This is a genomic window from Acidobacteriota bacterium, assembly GCA_020845575.1.
Lineage (GTDB): Bacteria > Acidobacteriota > Vicinamibacteria > Vicinamibacterales > Vicinamibacteraceae > Luteitalea.
In genome coordinates this window covers 27840-52688 of record JADLFL010000076.1, presented here as the reverse complement: position 1 = coordinate 52688, position 24849 = coordinate 27840, and the positions used below count along the sequence as shown (strand labels likewise).

Annotated in this window: 18 protein-coding genes; 7 read left to right on the top strand and 11 right to left on the bottom strand. The window is 67.7% G+C overall.

The features are described 5' to 3' along the window. Positions 1–3 precede the first annotated feature (3 nt). The 3 genes from bamA (at position 4) to IT182_19350 (ending at position 5487) form a co-directional block, all read left to right on the top strand. Positions 4–2568 carry an outer membrane protein assembly factor BamA gene (bamA, locus tag IT182_19360; protein MCC6165510.1) on the top strand — a complete coding sequence of 855 codons (2565 nt, stop codon included), beginning with the start codon at positions 4–6 and terminating at the stop codon, positions 2566–2568. Between the two features lie 19 nt (positions 2569–2587). Then, the gene (locus tag IT182_19355; GenBank protein MCC6165509.1) at positions 2588–3157 is read left to right on the top strand and encodes a hypothetical protein; all 570 of its coding nucleotides are present in this window, start codon (positions 2588–2590) and stop codon (positions 3155–3157) included. Between the two features lie 104 nt (positions 3158–3261). Further along, on the top strand, positions 3262–5487 hold the full coding sequence (locus IT182_19350; protein MCC6165508.1) for a carbohydrate binding family 9 domain-containing protein: 2226 nt from the start codon (positions 3262–3264) through the stop codon (positions 5485–5487). A 51-nt stretch (positions 5488–5538) separates the two neighbouring features. On the opposite strand, the gene gdhA is transcribed toward IT182_19350, so the two are convergent. Both gdhA and IT182_19340 read right to left on the bottom strand, forming a co-directional pair. Continuing rightward, positions 5539–6888 (bottom strand): NADP-specific glutamate dehydrogenase, encoded by a 1350-nt coding sequence (gdhA, locus tag IT182_19345; GenBank protein ID MCC6165507.1) that lies wholly within the window; start codon positions 6886–6888, stop codon positions 5539–5541. 187 nt (positions 6889–7075) lie between these two features. Then, positions 7076–9220 (bottom strand): patatin-like phospholipase family protein, encoded by a 2145-nt coding sequence (locus tag IT182_19340; protein ID MCC6165506.1) that lies wholly within the window; start codon positions 9218–9220, stop codon positions 7076–7078. Between the two features lie 469 nt (positions 9221–9689). Here IT182_19340 and IT182_19335 point away from each other — a divergent pair, with 469 nt between their 5' ends. Beyond that, entirely contained in the window at positions 9690–11126 is a 1437-nt protein-coding gene (locus IT182_19335; protein MCC6165505.1) for a glycoside hydrolase family 140 protein, read from the top strand. A 31-nt stretch (positions 11127–11157) separates the two neighbouring features. Here IT182_19335 and IT182_19330 read toward each other — a convergent pair whose 3' ends face one another. From IT182_19330 to IT182_19315, 4 genes are all read right to left on the bottom strand, one after another. Continuing rightward, positions 11158–12186 carry a substrate-binding domain-containing protein gene (locus IT182_19330; protein MCC6165504.1) on the bottom strand — a complete coding sequence of 343 codons (1029 nt, stop codon included), beginning with the start codon at positions 12184–12186 and terminating at the stop codon, positions 11158–11160. A gap of 63 nt (positions 12187–12249) precedes the next feature. Next, a complete protein-coding gene (locus IT182_19325; GenBank protein ID MCC6165503.1) occupies positions 12250–13179 on the bottom strand; it encodes a sugar phosphate isomerase/epimerase in 930 nt (309 codons plus the stop codon). 132 nt (positions 13180–13311) lie between these two features. Continuing rightward, on the bottom strand, positions 13312–13665 hold the full coding sequence (locus IT182_19320) for a DUF5615 family PIN-like protein (GenBank protein MCC6165502.1): 354 nt from the start codon (positions 13663–13665) through the stop codon (positions 13312–13314). A gap of 6 nt (positions 13666–13671) precedes the next feature. Then, positions 13672–13899 carry a DUF433 domain-containing protein gene (locus IT182_19315; protein MCC6165501.1) on the bottom strand — a complete coding sequence of 76 codons (228 nt, stop codon included), beginning with the start codon at positions 13897–13899 and terminating at the stop codon, positions 13672–13674. A gap of 104 nt (positions 13900–14003) precedes the next feature. On the opposite strand from IT182_19315, the gene IT182_19310 reads away from it, so the two are divergent. Continuing rightward, positions 14004–14561, top strand: a complete 558-nt coding sequence (locus IT182_19310; protein ID MCC6165500.1) for a DsrE family protein — start codon at positions 14004–14006, stop codon at positions 14559–14561. A gap of 65 nt (positions 14562–14626) precedes the next feature. On the opposite strand, the gene IT182_19305 is transcribed toward IT182_19310, so the two are convergent. Continuing rightward, on the bottom strand, positions 14627–15577 hold the full coding sequence (locus tag IT182_19305; GenBank protein ID MCC6165499.1) for a TlpA family protein disulfide reductase: 951 nt from the start codon (positions 15575–15577) through the stop codon (positions 14627–14629). Positions 15578–15807: 230 nt separating this feature from the next. On the opposite strand from IT182_19305, the gene IT182_19300 reads away from it, so the two are divergent. Continuing rightward, entirely contained in the window at positions 15808–16140 is a 333-nt protein-coding gene (locus IT182_19300; protein ID MCC6165498.1) for a PadR family transcriptional regulator, read from the top strand. A gap of 26 nt (positions 16141–16166) precedes the next feature. Continuing rightward, positions 16167–18911: an ABC transporter permease gene (locus tag IT182_19295; protein ID MCC6165497.1), complete on the top strand. Its 2745-nt coding sequence runs from the start codon at positions 16167–16169 to the stop codon at positions 18909–18911. 79 nt (positions 18912–18990) lie between these two features. On the opposite strand, the gene IT182_19290 is transcribed toward IT182_19295, so the two are convergent. The 4 genes from IT182_19290 to IT182_19275 all read right to left on the bottom strand — a co-directional run bounded on the left by IT182_19290 (position 18991) and on the right by IT182_19275 (position 24830). Next, the gene (locus IT182_19290) at positions 18991–19830 is read right to left on the bottom strand and encodes a flap endonuclease (GenBank protein MCC6165496.1); all 840 of its coding nucleotides are present in this window, start codon (positions 19828–19830) and stop codon (positions 18991–18993) included. 42 nt (positions 19831–19872) lie between these two features. Further along, complete coding sequence (locus IT182_19285; protein ID MCC6165495.1) at positions 19873–20340, bottom strand: DUF1641 domain-containing protein; 468 nt, start codon at positions 20338–20340, stop codon at positions 19873–19875. 15 nt (positions 20341–20355) lie between these two features. Next, a complete protein-coding gene (fdhF, locus tag IT182_19280) occupies positions 20356–23373 on the bottom strand; it encodes a formate dehydrogenase subunit alpha (GenBank protein ID MCC6165494.1) in 3018 nt (1005 codons plus the stop codon). A gap of 257 nt (positions 23374–23630) precedes the next feature. Beyond that, positions 23631–24830 carry a YeeE/YedE family protein gene (locus IT182_19275; GenBank protein ID MCC6165493.1) on the bottom strand — a complete coding sequence of 400 codons (1200 nt, stop codon included), beginning with the start codon at positions 24828–24830 and terminating at the stop codon, positions 23631–23633. Between the last annotated feature and the right edge of the window lie 19 nt (positions 24831–24849).

The window sequence follows — 24849 nt, the reverse complement described above, 5'->3', positions numbered from 1 at the left end:
GCGATGCACACCGTCTGCTCGCTCGACATTCGCCGGCGACGATCGTGGGCCGGCCTGCTCGTCGCCGTCGTGCTCGTCTCGCACGCACACGCGTTTGCACAGGTCTCCGTCGCGCCGCCCGCGCCATCCCCCGCGGCCAATCCGACGACGCTGTGTGGACAGCCGGTGACCGAACCCGCGCGTCTGCCGCCAGCCGGCAGCGGACCGGTGATCTATCTGCTCGCGTTGTGCTTCGCGGCACAGGGCAACGTGTCGCTGATCAGCGCCGAGACCTATCTCTACTACGTCCAGACGCGACCGAGCCGCCCGTCGCAGGACGCCTGGGTCCCGTTCGACGAGGGCGCGCGCGACACGATGCTCGCGGACTTCCGTCGTCTGTGGGCCACCAACTTCCTCGACGACCTGTCGATCGAAGCCGAGGACTACGTGTTCTCCAACGGCGTGATCGGCAAGCTGGTCACCTACAACATCGAAGAACGCCAGCGCGCGCGCATCATCTCGTACCGCGGCTCGAAGGTGCTCGACACCGACACCATCGAGAAGGCCCTGCTGAAGAAGAACGTCGCGCTCCGCGTGGACAGCTTCACCGATCAGGGCCAGCTCGCCACCGTGCGCTCGACCATCCGCGATCTGCTCGCGGAGAAGGGCTATCTCAGTGGGGACGTCACCCACGAGATCGCGTCGCTGCCCGGCAGCCCGAAGATCGTCAACATCACGTTTGCCATCACCGACGGCCCGCGCGTCTCGCTGCGCGACGTCGAGTTCCTCGGCAACACGACGTTCGACGACGACACGCTCAGGAAGGTGTTGAAGACCAACGTCCCGCGCACGCTCATCTCGCTCCTCAGGGGAGGCGGGCACTACCTGCCGGACAAGTTCGAGGAAGACGCCACGCTCGTCGAGGAGTTCTATCGCGATCACGGCTATATCGAGGCGCGCGTGGGCCAGCCCGAAGTCCGCACGATCGAGGACTCCGAAGACGGCAGGACGCGATGGGCCCAGTTGCGCGTCCCCGTGCACGAAGGACGCCGGTTCCGCGTCGGCACGCTCGCGTTCGAGGGCAACGACGCGTTGAAGTCGGAGGCGCTACGGGCGCTGTTCAAGACGAAGGAAGGCGACTGGTACAGCCTCGCGGCGATGCGCAAGGGGTTCGTGAAGGCCCGCGAGATCTACGGAGCCGGCGGGCACATGGAGTTCACCGGCTTCCCCGATCTCACGCCCAGGCCCGGAGAGCCGGACGATCCCGCCATCGTCGACATCGTGGTGCGGCTCACCGAAGGGCCGCGCTTCACCGTCAACACCATCACCTTCAAGGGCAACACGACCACGCGCGACAGCGTGATTCGTCGCGAGCTTCGGCTGCTCGAAGGCGGCGTGTTCAACACCGAGGCGCTCAAGGCCACGGTGCAGCGCATCAACCAGCTCGGATACTTCAAGCCGATCGAAGGCAACGAGACCGACGTGCAGGTGGCCAAGTCGCCGTCGAAGGCCGACAGCGTCGACCTCACGCTCACGCTCAACGAGCAGAACCGCAACGCGCTGCAGTTCGGCGGCGGTGTCTCGCAGTACGAGGGCCTGTTCGCCAACGCGAGCTACACGACCACCAACTTCCTCGGCCGCGGCGAGAGCGCGTCGGTGGCGGCACAGAAGGGCAACCGCTCCTCCGTCTATCAGATCTCGTTCACCGAGCCGTTCCTCTTCGATCGACCGCTCAGCGGCGGCATCGACCTCTACTCGCGCAAGGTCGACTTCCTGACGGCCATCGATCAGGTCGGCTACAGCGAGGTGCGCAGCGGCGTGTCTGTGACAGGCGGCTATCGCGTGTTCGGCTTCGCACGCCTGTTCCTCGGCTACGGCTACGAAGTGGCTGAAACCGCCGTGAGCGACGACCTCGAGCAGGCGCTCGGCAGCTCGGGTCTCGGCATCCCTCTCTTCACGATGGGCCTGGACGATGCGCGCAACGTGGAGAGCCGGATCTCGCCGGCGTTCGTGTACGACACCGTCGACGTACCGCTGATGTCACGGCGCGGACGCCGGCTGACGCTGAACATGCCCATCGCCGGTGGCGCGCTGGGCGGCACGGTGCAGTACGTGCGGCCCGAGATCGAGTACGTGCAGTACCTGCCCGTCACGCGGCGCACGGGATTCGGCGCACGTGTGAAAGGCGGCTACCTGCGTCCGTACGGCGAGACCAGCGCGCTGCCCTACTACCTGCGCTACTACCTCGGTGGCGAGTACGAGATTCGCGGCTACGGCATCCGCACCGTCGGACCGACAGACGCGGATCAGCGTGCGCTCGGCGGCAACAGGTTCTTCCTCTTCAACGCCGAGTACTACTTCGACCTCTTCGGCCCCGTGCGTGCGCTGGTGTTCCACGACGCGGGCCAGTCCTTCGCGGAGCAGGAGCGCGTCGACCTGCGCCAGCTGCGCACGTCGACCGGCGTGGAAGTCCGCTTCCTCATGCCGATGCTCAACGTGCCCTTCCGCCTCATCTATGCCTGGAACCTCTATCGCGACCCCTACCAGCCGGCGCGTGCGCTCAAGTTCGCCGTCGGCACCACGTTCTGACCGATTCATGGAGATTCGCATGTCCTCGCTGTTCCGACCGGCTCTCGTCGTCTTTGCGGCTCTTTCCGTACTGCCCGGGTGCCAGAGCCCCACGTCGCCGGATAGCACGACGTCCTACGCCGACGCCGTGACGATCACCGCCGCACCGGACCCGATCATCGCCGACAGCGACACGGGCGGCCGCACGTACCGTGTCGTGCGCGGCAACAACCAGCCGGACGAGATCCTGCCGTACAGATGGCACGGCGTCTTCGCCACGACGTTGGCCATGAACTCCACCGCCAACGACAGCAAGCTGGATATCGACTGGCCGGTGCGCGTCACGGCCACGCAGTTGACGATGAAGCAGGCGTCGGCCGGCATCATCACGCCGCCGACCGGATCCGAGACGGAGCGCTCGGAGTTCGTCACGCTCGGCGCGACGGGCAACGCGATGACCAACGTCGGCGCCGGCATCACGCTGACGTTCGAGATGTGGTACGACCTCCCGAGCCAGCGCCGCGAAGCCGTCGCGCAGGTCACGTTCTCCTTCGAAGATGCCGACGGCACCGCGTTCAGCAAGAGCGTCAACGTCGCCGTCGCTCCGTAGGGGGCCTGGCGTGCCCGGCCCGCACGGGATGCGCCGGGCTGTAAGATGACGCCGCATGCGCATCTTCGGCCGACCATCACTTCACGCAGGACGCGTCGCCTCTCGTGCTCGTTGATCGGCCATCCCCCCGCAACCCGCGACGGGCGTGGCTCTCGGCGATCGCGTGCGGCGTGTTCGCTGTCGTGCTGACCGGCACTGCGACGGCGCAGCCTGTCGATCGCCCCGACCTCCCGGAACCCGAGCACTTGAACCTCACCGTCGTGCCAGGCGGCGAGACGATCCGGCTGGACGGCGTCCTCGACGATGCCGTCTGGCAGCAGGCAGTCCCTGCGACGCGATTCTGGCAGTACGCGCCGCTCGATCGCGTGCCCGCCACCGAATCCACGGAGGTCCGCGTGGTCCAGGACGATCGCGCGCTCTACTTCGGCGTCATCTGTCGCGACTCGGATCCGTCGGGCATCATCGCGCTGGACATGCGGCGCGACGCACCGCTGTCCAACGACGACTACATCGGCATCTATCTCGACACCTACCACGACCACCGGAACTTCTACTACTTCTCGACCAACGTCCTCGGCACGCGCCGCGACGGCATCGTGACCGACGCGCGGTTCTACAACACCGCGTGGAACGGCATCTGGGAAGTCCGCACGCAGAAGACCGCCGACGGCTGGACCGCCGAGTTCCGCATCCCGTTCTCGACGCTGCGCTTCGGCGGTGCCGCGCCGATGACGTGGGGACTCCAGTTGAGCCGTGCGATCCGCCGCAAGCAGGAGTCCGACTACTGGGCGCCGATCCCGAGATGGCTTGGCGGCCGCGCATCGTGGCGCGCCGAGCGCTTCGGCCATCTGCACGGCATCCGCACCGACGCCGCGCAGGCGAAATGGGAAGTCGAGCCTTACGTACTCGGCGGCGCCGTGCGCGGGGCCGAGTCCGGTTCGACCACGTCGCGCTTCAACGCCGGCGGCGACGTCGTGCACGACTTCACGCCCAACCTGCGCGCCACCGTCTCCCTGCGAACCGACTTCGCGCAGGTGGAGGCCGATCAGGAGGTCATCAACTTCACGCGCTTCCCGCTGTTCTTCCCCGAACGCCGCGACTTCTTCCTGGAAGACGCCGGGCTGTTCAACGTCGGGTTCGACGAGCAGATGCTGATGTTCTACAGCCGGCGGATCGGTCTCTCGGACGGGCAGGAGGTACCCATTCTCGCCGCCGGGAAGCTGTCGGGACGCGTCGGGGCCTACTCGATGGGCGTGATGAACGTGCAGACCGAGCACACCGACGTGAGGTCGGCCAGTGGCGGCGCGAGAGACGTACCCGGTACTAACTACAGCGTGATTCGCGTCAAGCGCGATCTGTTCACCAACAGCGGCCTTGGCGTGATCGTCACCAACAACGACAGCGGCGGTGGCGACTTCAGTCGGCTGGCCGGCGTGGACGGCAACTTCTGGTTCAGCCCCGCGCTCAAGGCCGAGATGCTGGTCGCGCGCACGTTCACGCCGTCGGGCGAGAAGAACGGCAGTCTCGGGATCGGCAGGCTCCTCTTCTCGAAGCGGAACGTCGTGGCCGACGTGCGGCACTACTCGGTGGGACCTGACTTCGTCCCGGAGATGGGGTTCGTGCTGCAGAACGACCTGCGCCGCTCCACTGCCGACGCCAGCTTCACGCACTGGATCAACACCGGCCACCTCAGGAACGTGGTCTATGCCGGCTCGTTCACGTACGACACCTTCTACGATGGTGGCTTCTTCGGCCAGCGGGCCAGCGGCGGCGCCACGCTCACCCTCGAGTCGAACGACAAGGTCGGCTACTCGTACGCGCCGTCACGCGAGCGCGTCGTCTCGCCGTTCACCGTCGGACCGATCAGCATCCAGCCCGGCGACTACGACAACCTCACGCACCAGGTCAACGTCGACAGCAACCCCAGCCGCCCGGTGTCGGCCAGCGCGGCATACAGTCACATCGACTACTGGGGCGGCGACCGCCGGCAGATCTCGTTCTCGACCAACGTCCACCCGACGGCGAACCTGTCGGTCGACCTGATTTACGCGCACAACATCGTCCATCACCCGCGAGGCGATTTCGATGCGACCACGCTCAGCAACCGCGTGCTGTACGCGTTCACGACCGACTTCTTCGTGAAGTCGTTCGTGCAGTGGAACGACCTCGACGAAAAGGTGTCGGCCAACATCCTCGTGGGTTGGGAGTACAGGCCTGGCAGCGAGATCTATCTCGTGTACGACGAAGTCCGCGACCGCTTCGAGTCGCCGCAGCTCATGCCGCGGAATCGTCGCCTGCTGGCCAAGTGGACCTACAAGGTCAGGTTCTGACGAAAGGACGAAGGCGGCCGATGCCGCCTTCGTCGAGCGTTGCGGCGTCTCTCAGACCAATCCGAGGGCCAGCATCGCGCGGGCGACTTTCAAGAAGCCGGCGATGTTGGCGCCGTTGCCGTAGTTGCCCGGTGTGCCGAATTCCTCGGCCGTCGAGTAGCACGACTCGTGGATGCCGACCATGATCTCGTCGAGCCGCTGTTCGGTGTGCTCGAACGACCACGCGTCGCGGCTGGCGTTCTGCTGCATCTCCAGCGCCGACGTCGCCACCCCGCCGGCGTTGGCGGCCTTGCCGGGCCCGAATGCCACGCCCGCATCGAGCAGCAGTTGCGTCGCTTCGGGCGTACATGGCATGTTCGCGCCTTCGGCGACGAGCGTGCAGCCGTTGTCGATGAGCAGGCGCGCGTCGCGGCCGTTCAACTCGTTCTGCGTGGCGCACGGCAGCGCCACGTCGCACGGCACCGACCAGATGTTCCCGTTGGCGATGTAGCGTCCGCGGTGGCCATCCTCGACGTACCGGCTCAACCGCCCGCGCTCCACTTCCTTGATCTGCTTGATGCGATCGAGGTCGATGCCCTGCTCGTCGATCACGAAGCCCGTGGAGTCGGAGCACGCGATGACCTTCGCGCCGAGCTGCATCGCCTTCTCCATCGTGTAGATCGCCACATTGCCCGATCCCGACACGATGCACGTGCGGCCCTCGAGGCTGTCCTTGCGCGCCGCGAGCATCTCGCGCACGAAGAACACGAGACCGTAGCCGGTGGCCTCGCGCCGCACGAGCGCGCCGCCGTAGTCGAGGCCCTTGCCCGTGAGCACGCCCGACTCGTACTTGTTGGTGATGCGCTTGTACTGCCCGAAGAGGAAGCCGATCTCGCGGCCGCCGACGCCGATGTCGCCCGCCGGCACGTCGGTGTACTCGCCGATGTGCCGGTACAGCTCGGTCATCAGGCTCTGGCAGAACCGCATGATCTCGCCGTCGGACCGCCCCTTCGGATCGAAGTCGGCGCCGCCCTTCCCGCCGCCGATCGGCATCCCCGTCAGCGCGTTCTTGAACGTCTGCTCGAACCCGAGGAACTTGACGACGCCGAGGTTCACCGAGGAGTGGAAACGCAACCCGCCCTTGAACGGCCCGAGCGCGCTGTTGAACTCGACGCGAAACCCGCGATGGATGTGGACCGTGCCGGTATCGTCCTGCCACGGCACGCGGAAGATGATCTGCCGCTCGGGCTCGCAGATGCGCTGGAGCACCTTGTGCTCGCGCAGCTCGGGGTGCTTGGTGAGCACGGGGCCGAGCGATCCGAGGACCTCGGTGACAGCCTGGTGGAATTCCGGTTCGCCAGGATTGCGCCTGACGACATCGTCATAGACGTCGGTGATGCGTGGGTCGATATGGACGGACAAGCGGGCACCCTGAAAGCAGGAAAGAGAGACACGAACTCCAGCGTCGAGGACGTCAGGAGCTCAGGAACTCTGGAAACGCAGCACCTCTGGAGCGCTGACGCTCGGGAGGCGCTGCCAAGTGTAGCCGTTGGCGCCCTGGGCCGTCAGAAACCGGCGACGCGGCAGTGGTCCAGGAGGTGCCGGGATGTCAGCGGAAGATGCGACCGACGCCGAAGTAGGTGCGCCAGCGGCCATCGAAACCGGCGGTCCCGGCAACCAGCACGGGCCCGAGCAACGTGTCCATCATGACTCCGACGCTGGCGTTGGTGCGCCAGCCGGCGTCCTTCCAGGCGGCGAAGGCGTCGCCGTTCTCGAGCCAGCCGCCAACGAAGATCGGACCTCCGAGGAAGTCCGGCAACCGTCCGACCTGGTGGAGATAGCCGCCCGTCGCGTTCCAGGCGTGCCGGCCGACGATGTCGTTGGAGGCGTAGGCGCCGAGCCGGAATGTCGAACCGAGTGCGTAGAGCGACGTCGGCGCCGGTTCTCCGTCGAGCGTGGTCCCGAGCGCACCGAACAGGAACAGTCGGCCGTGAGGACCGACCGCCCGAAACGACGTGATCGATGACGCCAGCTGCGTGAACGACGAAGACCTCAACACCGTCTGCCTGTCGATGGAGATGTCCGGCGAATCGATGGTGTGCGACAGACGGACCAGTGTGTTGACCCCGCGCGACGGCACCACCGGGCTGTCCTGCGTGTCGAGACGCCACGTGAGATCGGCCGCCGATTCGCGTCCTCTGATCTCGGGCAGGCCCGGATCGCCGATTTCGATGGACGCGCGGGTCCGACCGATGAATGCCCCCAGGCGCAGGTCACTGACCGCGCCGAGGTTGACGCCGACAGCGGCGCCCGCGGCACTGGTGACCAGCCCATATCGCGCAAAGACGACGTCGTCCTGCGCGAAGTTGACCTGGTCCGAGCCGATGCGGGCGTAGGGTGCGACAAACAACGGCGTACTGCCGAGTGGTCGATACCAATCGACCGAAACGGCGGGGTCGGAGCCGAGGGTGCCGTCGATGCGGAGTTCGGCGCCGGATCCGCCGACGTCGAAGCCCAGGTAGCGCGCGGTCGCGGTGACGCGGAAGTCGTTGGACGTGGTGTTCTCCAGGCTGCCACCGAGCATCATGAACGGCGGCGCGTACGTCTTGGCCCGGCCGCGCACGAGCAGGCCGAGCCGCCCGCGTTGGTCGCGCGCGGTTCTCCAGGTGATGGTCTCGTAGCGATCCAGGCCGGTCAGCTCCGCCAGGTCCTTCTCGATCGACGTGATGTCGAGCGGCCGGCCCACGTGATGCGCGAGCAGCACGTCGAGACGGCCGGCATCGCTGCTGCCGAACCCTTCGAGCCGGACGAACTCCGGCTGCGCGATGGTCGATCGCCGACGATCCTGACGCCCGCGTCGCCAGACGTCGTACTGGGCCTCGCTCACCGCGAGCGGCAGCAATTGCTCGCGCATTGCCTCGGCCGCCTTGTAGCCCTCTTCGACCAGTTCGTCGGCGCGGCGCCAGTCGAGCGAGCCGTAGCGTTGCAGCGGGACGTTGATGACGACGTCGGCCGACTCCAACGACGCGCGTGTGGTCGATCGCATCATGGCGTCGAGCGTGGCACCGGCGACGCCGAGCAGCGTGTGGCTCAGAGCCTCGCGGTCCGACAGGTCGCCGACGCTCACCGCGATGACCCGATCGGCACCAAGGCCCTTGACCACGTCGGCCGGGACATTGTTCATCGCCCCGCCATCGACCAGAACCTGCCCATCGGTCTCGACGGGCGGGAAAATGAGCGGAATCGACATCGTGGCGCGCATCGCGTCGGCGAGCGACCCGCGTGCCAGCACCGCCTGTCTGGCGGTCACCAGATCGACGGCCACCGCCCGGAACGGCGTCGGAAGCGAGTCGAAGGACTCCAGTTCGTGGTATGGCGCCGCGATTCGCGCCAGCATCAGCTCGACGTACTCACCGCTGTTGAGCGACGTCGGGGCGACGATGCCGTGCTTGAGGCCGAACTCGAGACGCCAGGGAAACGCGCGTCCGTCAGCCTTGCGGCGGATGTTCTTGTAGGCGAAGGTCGAGGAGCCGAACAACTCGTCCCAATCGAGCGAGTCCAGCAGCGCGTCGAGTTCCGCGGCGTCCATGCCGGTCGCAAAGGCCCCGCCGATCAGGCCACCCATGCTGGTGCCGGCCGCGACGTCCACGGGCACGCGGTGCTCCTCGAGCCAGCGCAGGACGCCGACGTGGGCGATGCCGCGAGCGCTGCCGCCGCCGAAGGCCACGCCCACCGTGGGGCGGTCGGTGACCATCGGAACCCGAGTGGGCTCCGTGCGAACGGAGGGCGCCACGCCCACCGGTCGTGACGTGAGTCGCACGGGCGAGGCACAGCCTGCAGCGACCATCACCAGAGCCAATGCGACCCCGACTAACCCGGTGCCCGCGCGGTCATACCGAATCGGCATGACTGGAGATGCTGCCGCGTCCGCGCGAGCTTCGCAAGCCCCTTCCGCGGGCGGCCCGGGCGTCATGAGCGCGCCGCCGATCGCGGTGGTCGCCCAGGCCGCAGGTGATCGCCCACGACCGGGCACCGCGCATCGGACCGAACCGACGCATCCATTGGCAGGGCCGACTGGCTCATCGGTAGGGCCGGCCCTCCGGGCCCGGCCGCCGTGCAATCAGTGATCACGGGTGTCGTCTCCGAGCGGTACGTTACGCCGTGGCCTCCGGCGCGCGCCATCACATATCGGTTCATTCCGGCACTCCGTGTATCGTGCACGGATGCGCAGACGATGGCGGCAGGTCGGAACGGCGATGACGCTGGCGCTGGCCGTCGCGAGCGCGGCGACCGCAGGCCAGCACGGCAGCGTCCCGCCACTGAAGGTCTCGGAGAACCGGCGCTTCCTCGTGACGGCCGACGGCGCGCCGTTCTTCTGGCTCGGCGACACCGCGTGGGAACTGTTCCATCGGCTCGATCGCGAGGAGGCCGTCAGATACCTGCGCAACAGGGCCGAACGTCGCTTCACGGTGATCCAGGCCGTGGCGCTGGCCGAGCTCGGTGGACTCACCGAGCCCAACGCGTACGGACACCTGCCGCTCGTCGACGCGGATCCGGCGCGTCCCGACGAACGCGACGGTCCGCGCAACGACTACTGGGATCACGTCGACTTCATCGTGGATGAAGCGCGCGCGCTTGGTCTGTACATCGGCCTGCTCCCCACGTGGGGCGACAAGTGGAACAAGCGGTGGGGCCAGGGCCCTGAGGTGTTCACGCCCGCGAACGCGGAGGCGTACGGACGATGGCTCGGGCGCCGCTATCGCGACAGGCCGAACATCATCTGGATTCTCGGCGGCGACAGGCAGATCGAGAGCGACGCGCATCGTGCGATCACGCAGGCGATGGCGCGCGGGCTCGCCGAGGGCGACGGCGGTGCACACCTGATGACGTTCCACACGAGCGGCGGTCAGGGATCGTCACACTGGTTTCAGGACGAGGACTGGCTCGACTTCAACATGCGCCAGAACGGCCACGTGGCGGAGTTCACGGGCCGGTACGACCAGACGCGCGCCGACTACGACCGCACGCCCGTCAAGCCGGTGCTCGACGGCGAACCGATCTACGAGGACCATCCGGTCTCGTTCAAGGCCGCGGAATTCGGCCACTCGATCGCGTCGGACGTGCGTCGCCCGCGCTACTGGAACCTGTTCGGCGGTGCGTTCGGGCACACGTACGGACACCACTCGGTCTGGCAGATGTGGGCCCCGCCGCGCACGCCCGTCAACAACCCGCTGATGCCCTGGTACGAGGCGATCGATCAGCAGGGCGCCGCACAGATGCAGCACGGCAGGGCGCTGATGGAGTCGCGCCCCTTCCTCACGCGCATCCCTGCCGACGATGTGATCGTCGCGAGTGACGTGCCGACGAGCGTGCCCGGCGCGGGGCGCTATCGATTCCTCGCCACGCGCGACGCGGAGCGTACGTACGCGATGGTGTACGCGCCGGTCGGCAGGCCGTTCACCGTGCGCATGAGCGCGATCGCGGGTCGCGAGGTCGTCGCCTGGTGGTTCGACCCTCGCACGGGTGCGGCGACACGCATCGGCACGTTCCCCAGCACGGGCGAACGCACGTTCGTGTCGCCCGATCCCGGCGAGATGATCGACTGGGTGCTGGTCCTCGACGACAGCGCGCGCGGCTACGGCGCGCCTGGCGCGCGCTGATCGCGGGGACGACAAAGACAGGCTCAGGCCGTCACGGCATCTTCAGGTACATGTCAGGGACCGTGAACCCCCACGTCGCCAACTGACGCGCCCACGGTCCCAGGTCCGACTTCGTGACGCGGATCACGTCCATCGTCATGATTTCCGGCACGTCCTTCTTCAGGTGCACCTTGTCGACGATGCGCTGGACGGACTCGTAGCCCCACATGTAGGTAGGCTGCGCGATCAGCACGGGAGCCAGCCCCTTCTCCACGTACACGAGCTGCGCGGGCAGCGCGCCGACGGCAACGACCTTGATGGGCGTGGTTCCCATGTCCGACAACAGCTTCGGCGTGAAGAGCGGCCAGCCGCCAACCATCGCCCACCCCTTGATCTGCGGGTGCGCCTTCTGCGCGCCGACCACCGCGTCGGCCGCATCCCGTACGGTTTCGGCATGGTGGAAGGTGTCGACGATCGAGATGCCGGGGTGCTTGGCGGCTTCCTTCCGTACCCCGTCCACTCGCTGGCGCAGGTTCGGCGCGTCGGGGTTCCCGGCCAGGATCGCCACAGGTCCCTTGTTGCCGATCTGGGCGGCCAGGTCCCGCATCAGCGCCTCCCCCAGCTTTTCATCGTCAACCCCGTAGTACGCAAAGCGCCTGGACCCGGCGGCGTCGCCATCGAAGGTCATCACGGGCACGCCGCGGGCCACGGCGGCGTCGATCGCGGCCGTCACCTTCCCGGCATCGGAGCAGGAGATGAGGATGGCGCTCACGCCGTCTTCCACCGCCTGCGCGATCTTCTGCGCCTGGACGTCGCCGTCCTCGTCGTTGGGCGTCAGCCAGACGATGTCGATGGGAATGCCGTGCGTCGACGCCAGCTCCCTGGCCGCAGTCTCGGCCCCCTTGCGCGCCGACTGGAAGATCGGATTTGTGGCGTTCTTCGCGATCATCGCAATCCGCAACCCCGGCGCCGCCGCGGGCGCCGACGTGGACGCAGGCGGGCTTTGTGGCTCGCTGCTGCACCCGCTCACCAGGCCAGCCAATGTCATCGCGATCAGTGCGGTCGTCACTCTGCTCTTCATCTCTGCCTCCCGCGAATCGTCGATCCATCAACTCGTCCACGCTCCGTGCGAGGACGACACTGCCTACGACGGTGAGACGCCCGCCGCGGCGAGATACTCGCCGGCCGTTTTCGCATAGTGCGGGAACGCCACTTCGGGCTCCGGGATCTCCGGATGCCAGCGCTTCTCCCACTCGAATCCGTAATAGCCCTTGTAGCCGTTGGCGGCCAGCACCTGGATCTGCGTCCTGACGGGCACGTCGCCTTCGCCGACGAGCACGTAGTCGCGGCCCTTGCCACCCGGCTTCGAGTCCTTCAGGTGCGTGTGACGCACCCACTTGCCGAGGCGCGCGTACGTGTCGGCGGGTTGCTCCTTCCCGCTGACGAAGGTGTGATGCGCATCCCACAGCACGGCGAACGCGTCGGACCCGACGTCGGTGACGATGTGCTCCAGATCGACTGAACTGGTGAAGTCGCCGTGCGACTCGATGATCACCGTCACGCCGGCGGGTTTCGCGTGCGCCGCCATCTGCCGGAAGCCCTCGGCGACGCGCGCGATGACGTCGGACTTCAGCTCGCCCTCGGGCACCCTGTCGCCGAACATGCGGACGTACTTCACGTCGAGCGCCTTCGCGAGGTCGATGTAACGCCGCCCTTCGTCGAGATGCTTCTGGCGCGCGGCGGGCTCCTTCTCGTGCATGTTCGCCGACGCACCGAGATCGGAGATGACCAGACCGAGCGCCGAGAGATCCTTCTTCGCGTCGGCGATGCGCGACGGCGAGAACTCGGGCAGTTTCGTCAGGTCGAGTTCGCTGGCCACGCCGCGCAGTTCGATCGCCGCGTATCCGAGGCGATCCGCCTGATCGAGGATCTGCTTCCAGCCCCACTTCGGACAGCCGAGCGTCGAGAAACTGATGGGATAGCGTGCCGCCGCCCGCGCCCGCAACAGCCGCGGCACGGCAATGCCGGCAGCTACGCCTGCCAGAAACGCTCGTCGAGTCGTCGTGCTCGTCATCGCTTCACTCCAGTGGTGGGTGGTTCGTGCAGACAGTACACGCGATCGCCGCGCCACGCCAGACACATGACCCGAGGTCCGACGCTCACGAGCGCCACGCTCGAGGTAGGGACGGTGTAGGGGCCACGGGCTTCAGCCCGTGGCAGACGACGCGCCACCGAGCTCGAGGAACGCCGCCTCGTCCTGGATCGAGAAGCGCTCGACGTCGTCGACGTGGCGGCGCAGGAGATCGACGAGATCCTGCGTCGTGCAATTGCCCATCCGCAGCCAGACGACCTTGGGCGGCGCTCCCTTCAGCACGCTGAGGCGGTGAAAGTCTTCGTCCTTCGAGACGAGCATGCAGTCGTGGTCGATGGCGGCCTGCCAGACGACGGTGTCGGGCGCACCAAGCAGACCAAGTTGTTCGACGTGCAACGGATCCGGGTACCAGGGCTCAAGGAGCCCGGGCAATCGACTGGACAGTTGCTCGTCGAAGAGCAGCCGCATCGCAACCTACGCGGCGGGGATACTGTGGGTGCGACGTTCGCGCTCGGCGGCATACGCCAGGCACGCGCGGATATCGTCGCGTGACAACTGCGGAAAATCAGCCAGCACCTCTGCGTCGGTCATCCCGCCGGCGAGGTAGGCGAGCACATCGCCGACAGTGATCCGTGTCCCGCGAATGCAGGGCTTCCCGAACCGCACGGCGGGATCGATGGCGATGCGCTGCAGCAGGGACATGCCCGCCAGTGTACGGCACATCCCTGGTTCGGGCACCCACAAGGGGTGCCCCTGCATCGATGGAGGTCGCGCGGCCCGTGCCATCGCGTGCCAGAATGGGCGGCATGCGCAGCGCAGCCCTTGCCGTCGTGATGGTGTGTACCGTCTTCAGCGGGACGTCCGGCGGCCAAGCGCCAGCCTCGGCGCCGGCCCGACAGGCCGGCGAGGTGGTCCCGCACTACGGCGGGGTGTTCGACGTCCCTGGCGCCACGCTGCGGCCGCCGAAGGACCAGGACCTCAAGCTGCGGTTCGACGTGCGCGAGGGTGCCGCACCGGGTGAGCTCAACCTGCAGTTCGACACCGTGGCGCGCTTCCTCAACATGCAGGGCCGCGCCGGTGTGCCGCGCGATCGCGTCAGGGCGGCGCTCATCGTGCATGGGACAGCCGGTAAGGACCTACTGACAGATGCCGAGTACCGCACGCGGTATGGCAAGGAGAATCCGAACGTCCGCCTGCTCGACGAACTGAAAGCCGCCGGCGTGCGGATCTATCTGTGCGGCCAGACGTCGGTCGGCCGCAACCTGCCGCGCGCCGTCGTCACGCCCGCCGCGGAGATCGCGCTCTCCGCGATGGTGGCGCACCTGGTGCTCGACAAGGAAGGGTATGTCCTGAACCCGTTCTGAGCGCGCGGTCGGTGCGGCGTATCACCGCGCCGCGTGTTCGGCGATGGGCAGGGGTGGCGCATGCGTCACCCCGCAGCGCTGCCGAGCAGCGCTGCGATGCGCGGGCCCAGTTCGTCCAGCGTCATCTGGCCCGGGTGATACAGGCGGATGATGCCCTCGCGATCGACGAGCACGAGCGTGGGTGTCGTGCTCACGCCATAGCGGAGATGATTGGCCGCGTCGAGCGGCACCGATTGCGCGGCGAGCACCGGGTACTGCTCCAGTCGCACCCGATCGATGTACGCCCGCTCGTCTTCCGGCGACGCATCCTTCCCACCCGCCACATAGCCGTATCGCTGCGTCGGCGCGTAGATCGCCAGGCCCTTGTCCCTGTACCGCGCGTCGAGCTCGGCAAGGACCGGCGCCATGCGCTTGCAGTCGGCACACCAGTGCGCCCAGAAGAAAAGGACGACGACCTTGCCCTGGAGATCGTCAAGCGTGGGAGGCTGCGATCCGAGGTAGTCGGTGGCGACGATCGCCGGTGCCTTCGTGCCTTCGAGGCTCAGGAGGTTGACGTTCTTCTGGAGGCGCTTCGCGATGGATGTGGCGCCGTGCGTCTGCAACTCGTGTTCGAGCATCACGAGCGCTTCGCTGCGTGCCCCGCGCGCCGCGGCCACCTGTGCCAGCACTTCCACTGCCGCACCGTACGCAATCGGCAGCCGCGGTTCCTGATCCATCGGCCGGGTCTTCAACGCGTCGGACGTCATCTCGTACGTCTCGTTCGCGTACCGCTCGGCCTCGTCGAGGCGCTTGGCGGCCAGATGGCCGCGCCCGATCCATGAATACGCCTCGAGCCACTCGGGTGTGATCCCCTTGTCGGCCCGATAGCCGGCCAACAGGGCATCCACGGCGGCGAAGTCGCCCTTCGTGATCTCCGCGCGCACCTGCTGAACGATGGTCCGCTGCGGTGCTGCCGGCGCGCAGGCGAAGGAACCGATGCCCGCCAGCAACGCGGCAATGACGAGTACTCGTGCCATCCTCGAATACTACCCCGTGCTGTCGCACATCGGCCGGCGTCGCAACGCCACAACCCGGCGCACTCCTCTCTCGAGACGTAGCCGCCGGACTTGTCCGGCGGGCGGATATCACCGACTGCCGGACAAGTCCGGCGTCTACATCGTGGTGGGGGAGCTGCCGGCGATGCTCTCTCCACTCACGCCATGAGTGGAACATCGACGACTCCCCGTCCGTCCAACCACGAGACGCGATGACGCGAACCAAGCAGACCCTGCTCCAGGGCACCGTGGATCTCCTGCTGTTGCGCGCACTGCAGACCGGTCCTGCCCACGGCTACACAGTCTCCCGCTGGGTACGCGAGCGCACCGGGGGCGTGCTGGCGATGGAAGATGCCGCGCTCTATCAGGCGCTGCATCGGCTCGAACTGAAGGGCTACGTCGAAGCCGAGTGGGGGCTGTCGGAGAACAATCGCCGCGCGAAGTACTACGCGCTCACCGCTGAAGGCCGCCGCCAGTTGCGCAGCGAAGTCGCCGACTGGAAGCGCTACGCGGAAGCCGTGTTCAAGGTCATCGCCACGGCCTGACGCCACCGACGCTACCGGAGGTAGTCGTGAAGACACTGTTCCGCTTCCCGTTCCGCAGCCGCGACGAGGTCCTCGACGATGTGGAGGACGAGTTCACGTTCCACATCGACATGCGGACGGCCGAGCTCGTGCGCGACGGCCTGTCGGAGACACACGCCCGCCAGCAGGCGCTCGAGGAGTTCGGCAACCGCCGGCAAGGTGTCGAGCGCTGCACGACCACGGACACACGACTCGAAATCCGTAAGCGAAGACTGGCTCGTCTCGGAGAGCTCGGCCAGGATCTGCGCTTCGCGCTGCGTCTCCTGCGGCGTCGCCCGGCGTTCACCGCCGTGGCCGTCGCCACGCTGGCCGTCGGCATCGGCGCGAACACCGCGATCTTCTCGCTGTTCGAGCAGACGCTCGTGCGGCCGTTGCCCGTGGCGGATCCCGCGGCTCTCGTGAACCTCTCCGCACCAGGCCCCAAACCCGGCGGTGACAGCTGCGACGAGGCAGGCCCCTGTTCGGTCGTGTTCAGCCACCCGATGTTCCTCGATCTGCAGCGCGAGCAGACGCCCTTCACCGGCATCGCCGCCCATCGCAGCTTCCTCGCCAATCTGTCGTACGGCGCGCAGGCGACGAGCGGCCACGGCATGCTGGTGTCGGGCAACTACTTCGACCTTCTCGGCCTGGTACCGGCAGCCGGCCGATTGATCGGCGTTGCGGACGATGGCGCGCCGGACACGGGAGACGCGGTGGTCCTCAGCCACGACCAGTGGCGGTTGCAGTACGCCGCCAGTCCAGACGTCATCGGCAAGACGCTTACCGTCAACGGGCACCCGATGACCATTGTCGGGGTCGCACCGCAGGGCTTCACCGGAACGACGCTGGGCATTCGCCCGCTCGCGTTCGTGCCCGTCTCGGCCGCTCGGAACATGCTGCTCAGCAGACGATCCTTCGAGCGCCGGCGCTCATGGCTGTATCTGTTCGCCAGGCTCGCGCCCGGTGTCTCTCTCGAGCAGGCACGCACGCACATCAACGTTCCCTATCGCCACATCATCAACGAGGTCGAGGCGCCGGAACTGACGGAGATGAGCGAACGTGGTATGGCGGCGTTTCGTGCCAGGACCGTGGAGGTCGAGCCAGGCGCGCGCGGGCAGAGCGCGTTGCACGCGTCGCTCGGCACGCCGCTGAAGCTGCTGCTGCTCGTGACGGCGACGGTGCTGCTCGTCGCGTGCGCGAACATCGCGAATCTCCTGCTGGCCAGGTCTACCGAGCGCGCCGGCGAGATGGCCGTCCGGCTCTCGCTCGGCGCCAGTCGTGCTCAGCTCGTCGGCCTGCTGCTGACCGAGTCGTGCGTGCTGGCGGCTATCGGCGGCGCCGCGGGGCTGCTGGTCGCGCACGCGACGCTGTCGGCTCTGACCGCGCTGATGCCGCAGGAGAATCTCGCGACGTTCACGCTCGCTCTCGACAGCCGCGCCGTGCTGAGTGCGGCGGCCCTGTCGCTCGTCACGGGCCTGCTGTTCGGCCTGTATCCCGCGCTGCACAGCACGCGCCGCGATCTGATGGTCTCGCTGCGCGACAGGGCGGGCCAGACCACGAGCCCGAGCGCGCGACGGTTCCGTGCTGCGCTCGTCACCGCGCAGATCGCGCTCGCGACGGCGCTGCTCGTCTCGGCGGGACTGTTCATCAGGAGCCTGGTCAACGTCACCAGCGTCGAACTCGGCATTCGCCCTGAGAACGTCGTCTCGTTCCGCATGGCCCCCGCGCTGAGCGGGTACACGCCGGAACGTTCGCTGCAGCTGTTCGAACAGCTCGAGGACGACCTTGCGGCGCTGCCGGGCGTGACGTCGGCCACGGCGTCGCTCATGCCACTGCTGTCGTCCTCCACCACCGGCGGCAACATCCGCGTGGAGGGGTTCGACAACGGGCCGGACACGAACAGGAACGTGCGCGCCAACCAGGTGGGCGTGGGCTTCCTGCGCACGCTCGGCATGACCCTCCTGGGGGGGCGCGACATTGCCTCGACCGATGGGCCGGATGCGCCGCGCGTGGCGCTGGTCAACGAAGCGTTCGTGCGGCAGTTCAACCTTGGTGGGCATGCGGTGGGCACGCGGATGGCCGATTGGACGTCGCCGGACGAGGGCTTCGACACCGAGATCGTCGGCGTCGTGAAGGACGCGCACTATGCCGACGTCAGGGAGGCCGCCGTCCCGTCCGTGGTGTTCCGGCCGTATCGTCAGGTTCCGCCGCAGGGCTTCACGTACTTCTATGCCCGTACGTCCACGGCACCGGAGTCGCTGCTGGCCGCCATCCCCCGCGTTGTCGCCAACCGCGATCCGTACCTGCCGATCGAAATGCTCAAGACGATGCCACAACAGGTGCGCGAGAACGTGTACGTGGACCGGATGATCGGCTTCCTGTCTGCCACGTATGCTCTCGTCGCCACGCTGCTCGCCGCGCTCGGCCTGTACGGCGTGCTTGCCTACACCGTGGGTCAGCGCACGCGCGAGATCGGCCTGCGCATGGCGCTCGGTGCCGACGCACGCGTGGTGCGCGGCATGGTGCTCGGACAGGTGGCACGGCTGACGCTGGCAGGCGTGGTGCTCGGCATCGTCGCGGCACTCGCCATCGGCAGGATGGCGCAGGCGCTGCTCTACGAACTCGACGGGCACGATCCGCTGGCGATCGGCGGCGCAGCCGTGGCGCTGGCGGCTGTCGCGCTGGCCGCGGGCTATCTCCCCGCGCGCCGCGCCTCGACGATCGATCCGATGCGCGCGTTGCGCTGGGAGTAGGAGCGGCCCCACGACATCGTGTTCCGCTCCCCCGCCGGATGCTGCGGCGCCGCCTGCGCCGGACTCATCGGGTAGCTGGTCACTCCTCGACGGCCAGTCGTCGACGAAGGCCGGCGAGCGCCGGTGTGGGACCGTGCCATTCGAGCTCGTCGACCGAATCGAACACCGGCACGTCCGTCTTCAGCACGGCGAGCTCCCGGAAGAGGCGCGCCAGCGCGCGGTCGCGCGCAAGCGTGGCCGCAAGAGAGGCGGCACGCGTCACCGCGACGTCCCAGTCGCGATGATCGTCGGGAATTGCATCGATGTGTCCGTAGCGCGCAAGGACGAGTGCCGCAGATTTGGCGCCCCACCCGGAGAGGCCCGGATAGCCATCAGACGAGTCGCCCACGAGCGCGAGGTAGTCGGGGATCGACGCCGGCGGCACGCCGAAACGCGCGACGACGCCAGCCTCGTCGCGCGTGGTCCTGCGCACGCGATCGAGCTGGATGATGCGCGTCCCCTGCACGCACTGCGCGAAGTCCTTGTCGGGCGAACAGATGACCACCTGCTCCACACGCGGGTCGCGCGACGCACGCTCCGCCGCCGACGCGATCGCATCGTCGGCCTCGTACTCCACCATCGGCCAGACGCGCAGTCCCCATGCCGCGAGTCCCTCCTCGAGCAGCGGGAACTGCGACAGCAGCCGCGGATCGATGCCTTCGCCCGTCTTGTAGCCGGGCCACATCGCGTTGCGAAAGGATTCGATGACGTGATCGGTGGCGATGCCGATGTGCGTGGCGCCATCGCGGACGAGCCCGCGGATCGAGTACATCACGCCACGAACGGCGGCAACCTCTTCACCCAGCGCGTTCTGCGCCGGCGGCACGGCATGGAAGTGGCGGAACAGTTCGTACGTGCCGTCGACGAGATGGATCCGCACGCGCCCAGCATACCCGCGTCGGCCACGGGAGCGTGCACCCGTTCATTCGGCATTCCCGGCGTCGCGGCATTGCTCCTTCGCCAATGCACCACCCAGGACTTCCAGCAGGGCGACGGTGGCGGCGAGGCCTCGCCGTGCGTCGGTCGATGCGGCTTTTCGCGTCAACGCCAGCAGTGATGGGGGCTCGTCCCGCGCGGAGGCCGACAGCGCAGCCTCGAGGCGGGCCGGGTCGATCGCCGAGACGAGCTTGCCGGCGATGAGCAGCGTGCGCAGCGTGGTGACGCCGTCTTCCAACGCGAGGAGGCGCGTGAGGCGATCGACGATCGCGTCGCGTGCGCTCAGCGCGCCCGTCAGGACATCGAGCACGCCCTTGTCGTGGAGTTGCTGCAGCAGATCCCAGGCGGCGAGCAGCGCCTCGGCGTGTTCGGCCGGCGCCTGCTCGATGCGGCGGATCAGGTCGTCGCGGGAATCGCGCGGCGTGTACTCTCGAAAGTCGACGGCTCGTGCCATGGTCGGCTGTGTCCCTTACGATCGGGGGGCTCCGGATCGACGTACCTGGATACCGGAGCCCGGCATGCGATAGTCGGCGCGCTGCCACTTGCGCTCGACCTCGACGCCAAACTGCGGCGTCGGCCTGCCGTCGTATCTGAAGTTCAGCGGCCGCAGCGGATTCCTGCCCGTCTCTGGCAGCAGCTCGATCCGCACGGCCGTTTCCTTGAACGCTGGCGTGTTCGTCACGCGGTCGACATGCGATCCCGTGAGCACGTTGATCGGCCCGGTGCGCGACAGGTGCGGCAGGTACACCTCGTTGTCGCGCACGCGATCGGTCACGAGCGCCTTGACCTTCAGTGCTCCGTAGCGACTGACCACGCGCAGCCACCGGCCCGACTCGATCCCGCGCGCCTGCGCGAGCGCCGGCGAGACTTCGAGGAAGGGCTCGGGCGTCTCCTCTCGGATGCCGTCGACGCGATACGTCATGTTGCCTCCGTGGAAGTGTTCCAGCAGGCGACCGTTGTTCAGGAACAGATCGAACGCCTCGTCCGGCTGCTCGGGCGGCTCTGTGAACGGCACGGGATGGAGACGCGCCTTGCCATCGGGGAATGCGAAGCCATCCACGTACAGCACGGGCTGATCGGTGCCGTCCGGTGCGACGGGCCACTGCAGCGTGTGGTAGCCCTCGAGGCGGTCGTACCGCACGCCCGCGTACAGTGGAGACAGCGACGCGAGTTCGTCCATCACGGCCGACGGATGCCGGTAGTGCCACCGCGCACCCATGCGATTGGCGAGGTCCTGCGTGATCGTCCAGTCCGGACGGCTGTCTCCGAGCGCCGGCAGCGCCTGGTACAGACGCTGGATGCGCCGCTCCGTGTTGGTGAAGGTGCCTTCCTTCTCGAGCGACGGGACCGCAGGCAGTATGACGTCGGCGTAGCGGCAGGTCTCGCTGAAGAAGACGTCCTGCACCACGAAGAAGTCCAGCTTCTCGAACGCCGCGGCGACGACATTGGCGTTCGAGTCTGCCGAGATCATGTCCTCGCCCGCGAGATAGAGCGCGCGCAGCGTGCCATCGTGGATGGCATCCACCATCTGATGGTTGTCGAGCCCGCGCCGAGGCGGCAGCGTCACGCCCCACCGGCCCTCGAATCGCGCGCGAATGGCCTCGTCCTCGACGCTCTGGTATCCGGGGAAGCGATCGGGCATGGCGCCGATGTCGCCCGCGCCCTGCACGTTGTTGTGACCACGCAGCGGGAACGCGCCACAGCCTGCGCGCATGTAGTTGCCCGTCACGAGCAGGAGGTTCGAGATGGCCGTCGACTGATCCGACGCCGACGAGTGCTGCGTGACGCCCATCGCCCACAGGATGCACATCGACTCGGCGCCAGCGATCGCCTCCGCCACGCGCACCAGTGTCTCGATCGGAACCCCGCACGTGGCAGCGGCATACGCCATCGTGAACGGCTCGAGGCTCGCGCGGTACGCGTCGACGCCGTGGACCCACTGCTGCAGGAAGTCGGATTTCGCGTATCCGTAGTCGAACATGTAGCGGCTCATCGCCGAGAGCCACACGAGGTCGGTGCCCGGACGCGGCCTGAGATGGATGTCGGCGCGCCTGGCCATCTCGTTGGCCCGTGGATCGGCCACGATCAACCCCTGTCCGTGCAGCTTGTGCGCGCGCTTGACGCGTGCGGCGAGGACCGGATGGCTCTCGGCCGTGTTGGCGCCGACGATCAGCACCAGCGACGCCGCCGCGATGTCCTCGATCGATCCGGAGTCGCCCGGATGGCCCACGGTGCGCAGCAGGCCCGTCGTCGCCGGTGCCTGGCAGTACCGCGAGCAGTTGTCGACGTTGTTGGTGCCGATGACGGCTCGCGCGAACTTCTGCATCAGGTACCCGTCTTCGTTGGTCGCCTTCGACGAGACGATCACGCCGATCGCGTCGGGCCCTGATTCCGCTCTCACGCGCCCCAGCGTCGCCGCGACGAGATCGAGCGCTTCGTCCCATTCCGCTTCACGAAAACCGTCACCCTCGCGAATGAGCGGCTTCTGCAGGCGATCCTCGTTGTTGACGAAGTCCCAGCCGAACTTGCCCTTCACGCACGTCGAGATCTGGTTGACCTCGCCATGGCGCGGTTCCACCTTGAGGACGTGGCGGCCCCTCGTCCAGATGTCGAAGCTGCAGCCCACGCCGCAGTACGTGCAAACCGTCTTGGTGCGCCGCATGCGCTCGCTGCGCATGTCGGCTTCGACCTCCGACATCTGCATCATGCCGCGATAGCCCACCTCGGGTTCCACGGCCTTGACGACCTCGACCATCGACTGGAGCGCGGTCTTCGGCAGGTTCGTGAGGAGCCCCGCCTGGCCGAGCATCGACGTCTCCATCAGCGCGTTGCACGGGCAGACGGTGACGCAGTGCCCGCACGAGACGCAGCTCGATCCGCCGATCTGCATGCCGCCGTCCCAGAGCACGCGCGGGCGATCCAGGTCCCAGCCGATCGAGAGCGTCTCGTTCACCTGCACCATCTGGCACGCCTGCACGCACTGGCCGCAGAGGATGCACTGGCTGGGGTCGTAGCGATAGAACGGGTTCGACATGTCCACGTCGTACGGCTTCGGCGTGAACGGATGGCGCTGCGCGTCCACGTCGAGCGCGAGCGCGGTCTGATGGATGCGACAGTCGTGGTTGTTGTTGTCGCATACGGTGCAATAGAGCATGTGATTGCCGAGAATCACGTCGAACGCCTCCGCGCGCGCACGCGTCGCTCTCGGCGATGCCGCCTCCACCCGCATGCCCGCGCTCACGTCCGTGCCGCACGCGCGCACGAGTTGCCCGTCCACCTCCACGATGCACGTGTCGCACGCCTGGATGGGACCCATCAGCGGCGAGTGGTAGCAGATGTGCGGGATGTCCGTTTCGCGCAGGACCGCGTCGATCAACAACTCGCCCTCTACCGCGTCGATGGCGCGGCCATCCAGCGAGATCGCCGCGGCGCGCGCGACGGGCGTCTCCGCCGACCGCCCCGCCCCGCCTGACTCACGTTCGCTCATGTCACGCCAGCATACCGCCAGGGGCCGCCACGGGACACGCTGGCCGGCGTACGCATCGATGGCGTTGCCGTTGCCGACGTCGTGCTCGATGGCACGCTCGATCGTGAAGGCCGTGTGCGGACGATCGAGGAACTCGAACGCGTCGTTCTTCTTCGACGTCAGCGCGGTGGCGGCTCGGAGCCCGCCGGGCGAAGGTCGAGGTGTGGCGTCTGCGAACGAAACGGCAGGGTCGGCTCTCCGAGCCCGGCCCGTGGGGACTATCTCGCCGACAGGCCGCAGTACGGGCGCAGCCGGACGCCGATGACGTTGCCCGCGAACGCCGCGACGAGCCACAGCCATCCGTGCAGACTTCCTGACGCGATGCCGCTGAAGTACGCACCGATGTTGCAGCCGTAGGCGATGCGCGCGCCGTAACCGAGCAGCAGGCCACCGACGACAGCGGCGACCAGCGACCGTGCGGGTACGCGCCACACGGGGGCGAATCGTCCCGCGAGCATGGCGGCCGTCAGTGCGCCGAGCACGATCCCGACGTTCATCACGCTCGTCACGTCGGCGAGCACGCTGGCGTCGAGCGCGGCTCTCTGGGCGGGAGTCGCAAATGACGGCCACGTGTGAATCGGCACGCCCGCCGACGCGAGCGCCTTGGCGCCCCACAAGGCGAAGGCGCCGGTGACGCCCCACGGCCGCCCGGCCAGCAGCAGCGTCGCGATGTTCACCGCGGCGAGCCCGAGCGCACCGGCGACGAGCGGCCACGGGCCATGCAGCCAGCGATGGCGCACGTCGTCACCGGCTTGTCCCGACAGCGACTCGAACGAACCATGGCGACGACGTTCGATCGCGATCGTGAAGGACGCGATCGCGGCAAACAGCAGCAGGCTGAGCCCGAGCGCAACCGGCGCACCATGGCGCTGAATCAACGAGATGGGCGCGAATGCCGGCGTGGCCGTCCACCACGGTCCATGAACGGTTCCGATCACCGAGCCGACGATGAAGGCCGTCAGCGTCACGAGCATTCGCGTGTTGCCGCCCCCCGCCGTATAGAGCGTGCCCGACGCGCAGCCGCCGCCGAGCTGCATCCCCACGCCGAACATGAACGCGCCGACGACCACGGAGACCCCAACGGGCGACACGAACCCGCGCAGCGGTTGTCCGTGGAATTCGCCCGTCGCGAGCAGCGGAAAGAACACCAGACAGGCGGTCGCCAGCATCAGCATCTGCGCGCGGAGGCCCGCGCCGCGGCCGGTGGCGATGAAAGTGCGCCAGGACGAGGTGAACCCGAACGCGGCGTGGTAGAGCACCAGCCCCGCCGCGACACCGACGAGCATCAACGCAGACTGTCGGGCACCGAACGACGCGCCAAGCCACGCCGCGAGCACGGCGATCGCCGCGGCTACGACAGCGGGGCCGCGATACTGCACGAAAGAGCGTCGCCCGGACTCCGATGCTGCATGATTCATCGCGATGGAGCACTATAGC

Coding starts and splice junctions, on each gene's coding strand:
- bamA (MCC6165510.1), top strand. CDS start 4: ATGCACACCGTCTGCTCGCTCGACATTCGCCGGCGACGATCGTGGGCC.
- IT182_19355 (MCC6165509.1), top strand. CDS start 2,588: ATGTCCTCGCTGTTCCGACCGGCTCTCGTCGTCTTTGCGGCTCTTTCC.
- IT182_19340 (MCC6165506.1), bottom strand. CDS start 9,220: ATGGTCACCGACCGCCCCACGGTGGGCGTGGCCTTCGGCGGCGGCAGC.
- IT182_19335 (MCC6165505.1), top strand. CDS start 9,690: ATGCGCAGACGATGGCGGCAGGTCGGAACGGCGATGACGCTGGCGCTG.
- IT182_19330 (MCC6165504.1), bottom strand. CDS start 12,186: ATGAAGAGCAGAGTGACGACCGCACTGATCGCGATGACATTGGCTGGC.
- IT182_19325 (MCC6165503.1), bottom strand. CDS start 13,179: ATGACGAGCACGACGACTCGACGAGCGTTTCTGGCAGGCGTAGCTGCC.
- IT182_19320 (MCC6165502.1), bottom strand. CDS start 13,665: ATGCGGCTGCTCTTCGACGAGCAACTGTCCAGTCGATTGCCCGGGCTC.
- IT182_19315 (MCC6165501.1), bottom strand. CDS start 13,899: ATGTCCCTGCTGCAGCGCATCGCCATCGATCCCGCCGTGCGGTTCGGG.
- IT182_19310 (MCC6165500.1), top strand. CDS start 14,004: ATGCGCAGCGCAGCCCTTGCCGTCGTGATGGTGTGTACCGTCTTCAGC.
- IT182_19305 (MCC6165499.1), bottom strand. CDS start 15,577: ATGGCACGAGTACTCGTCATTGCCGCGTTGCTGGCGGGCATCGGTTCC.
- IT182_19300 (MCC6165498.1), top strand. CDS start 15,808: ATGACGCGAACCAAGCAGACCCTGCTCCAGGGCACCGTGGATCTCCTG.
- IT182_19285 (MCC6165495.1), bottom strand. CDS start 20,340: ATGGCACGAGCCGTCGACTTTCGAGAGTACACGCCGCGCGATTCCCGC.
- fdhF (MCC6165494.1), bottom strand. CDS start 23,373: ATGAGCGAACGTGAGTCAGGCGGGGCGGGGCGGTCGGCGGAGACGCCC.
- IT182_19275 (MCC6165493.1), bottom strand. CDS start 24,830: ATGAATCATGCAGCATCGGAGTCCGGGCGACGCTCTTTCGTGCAGTAT.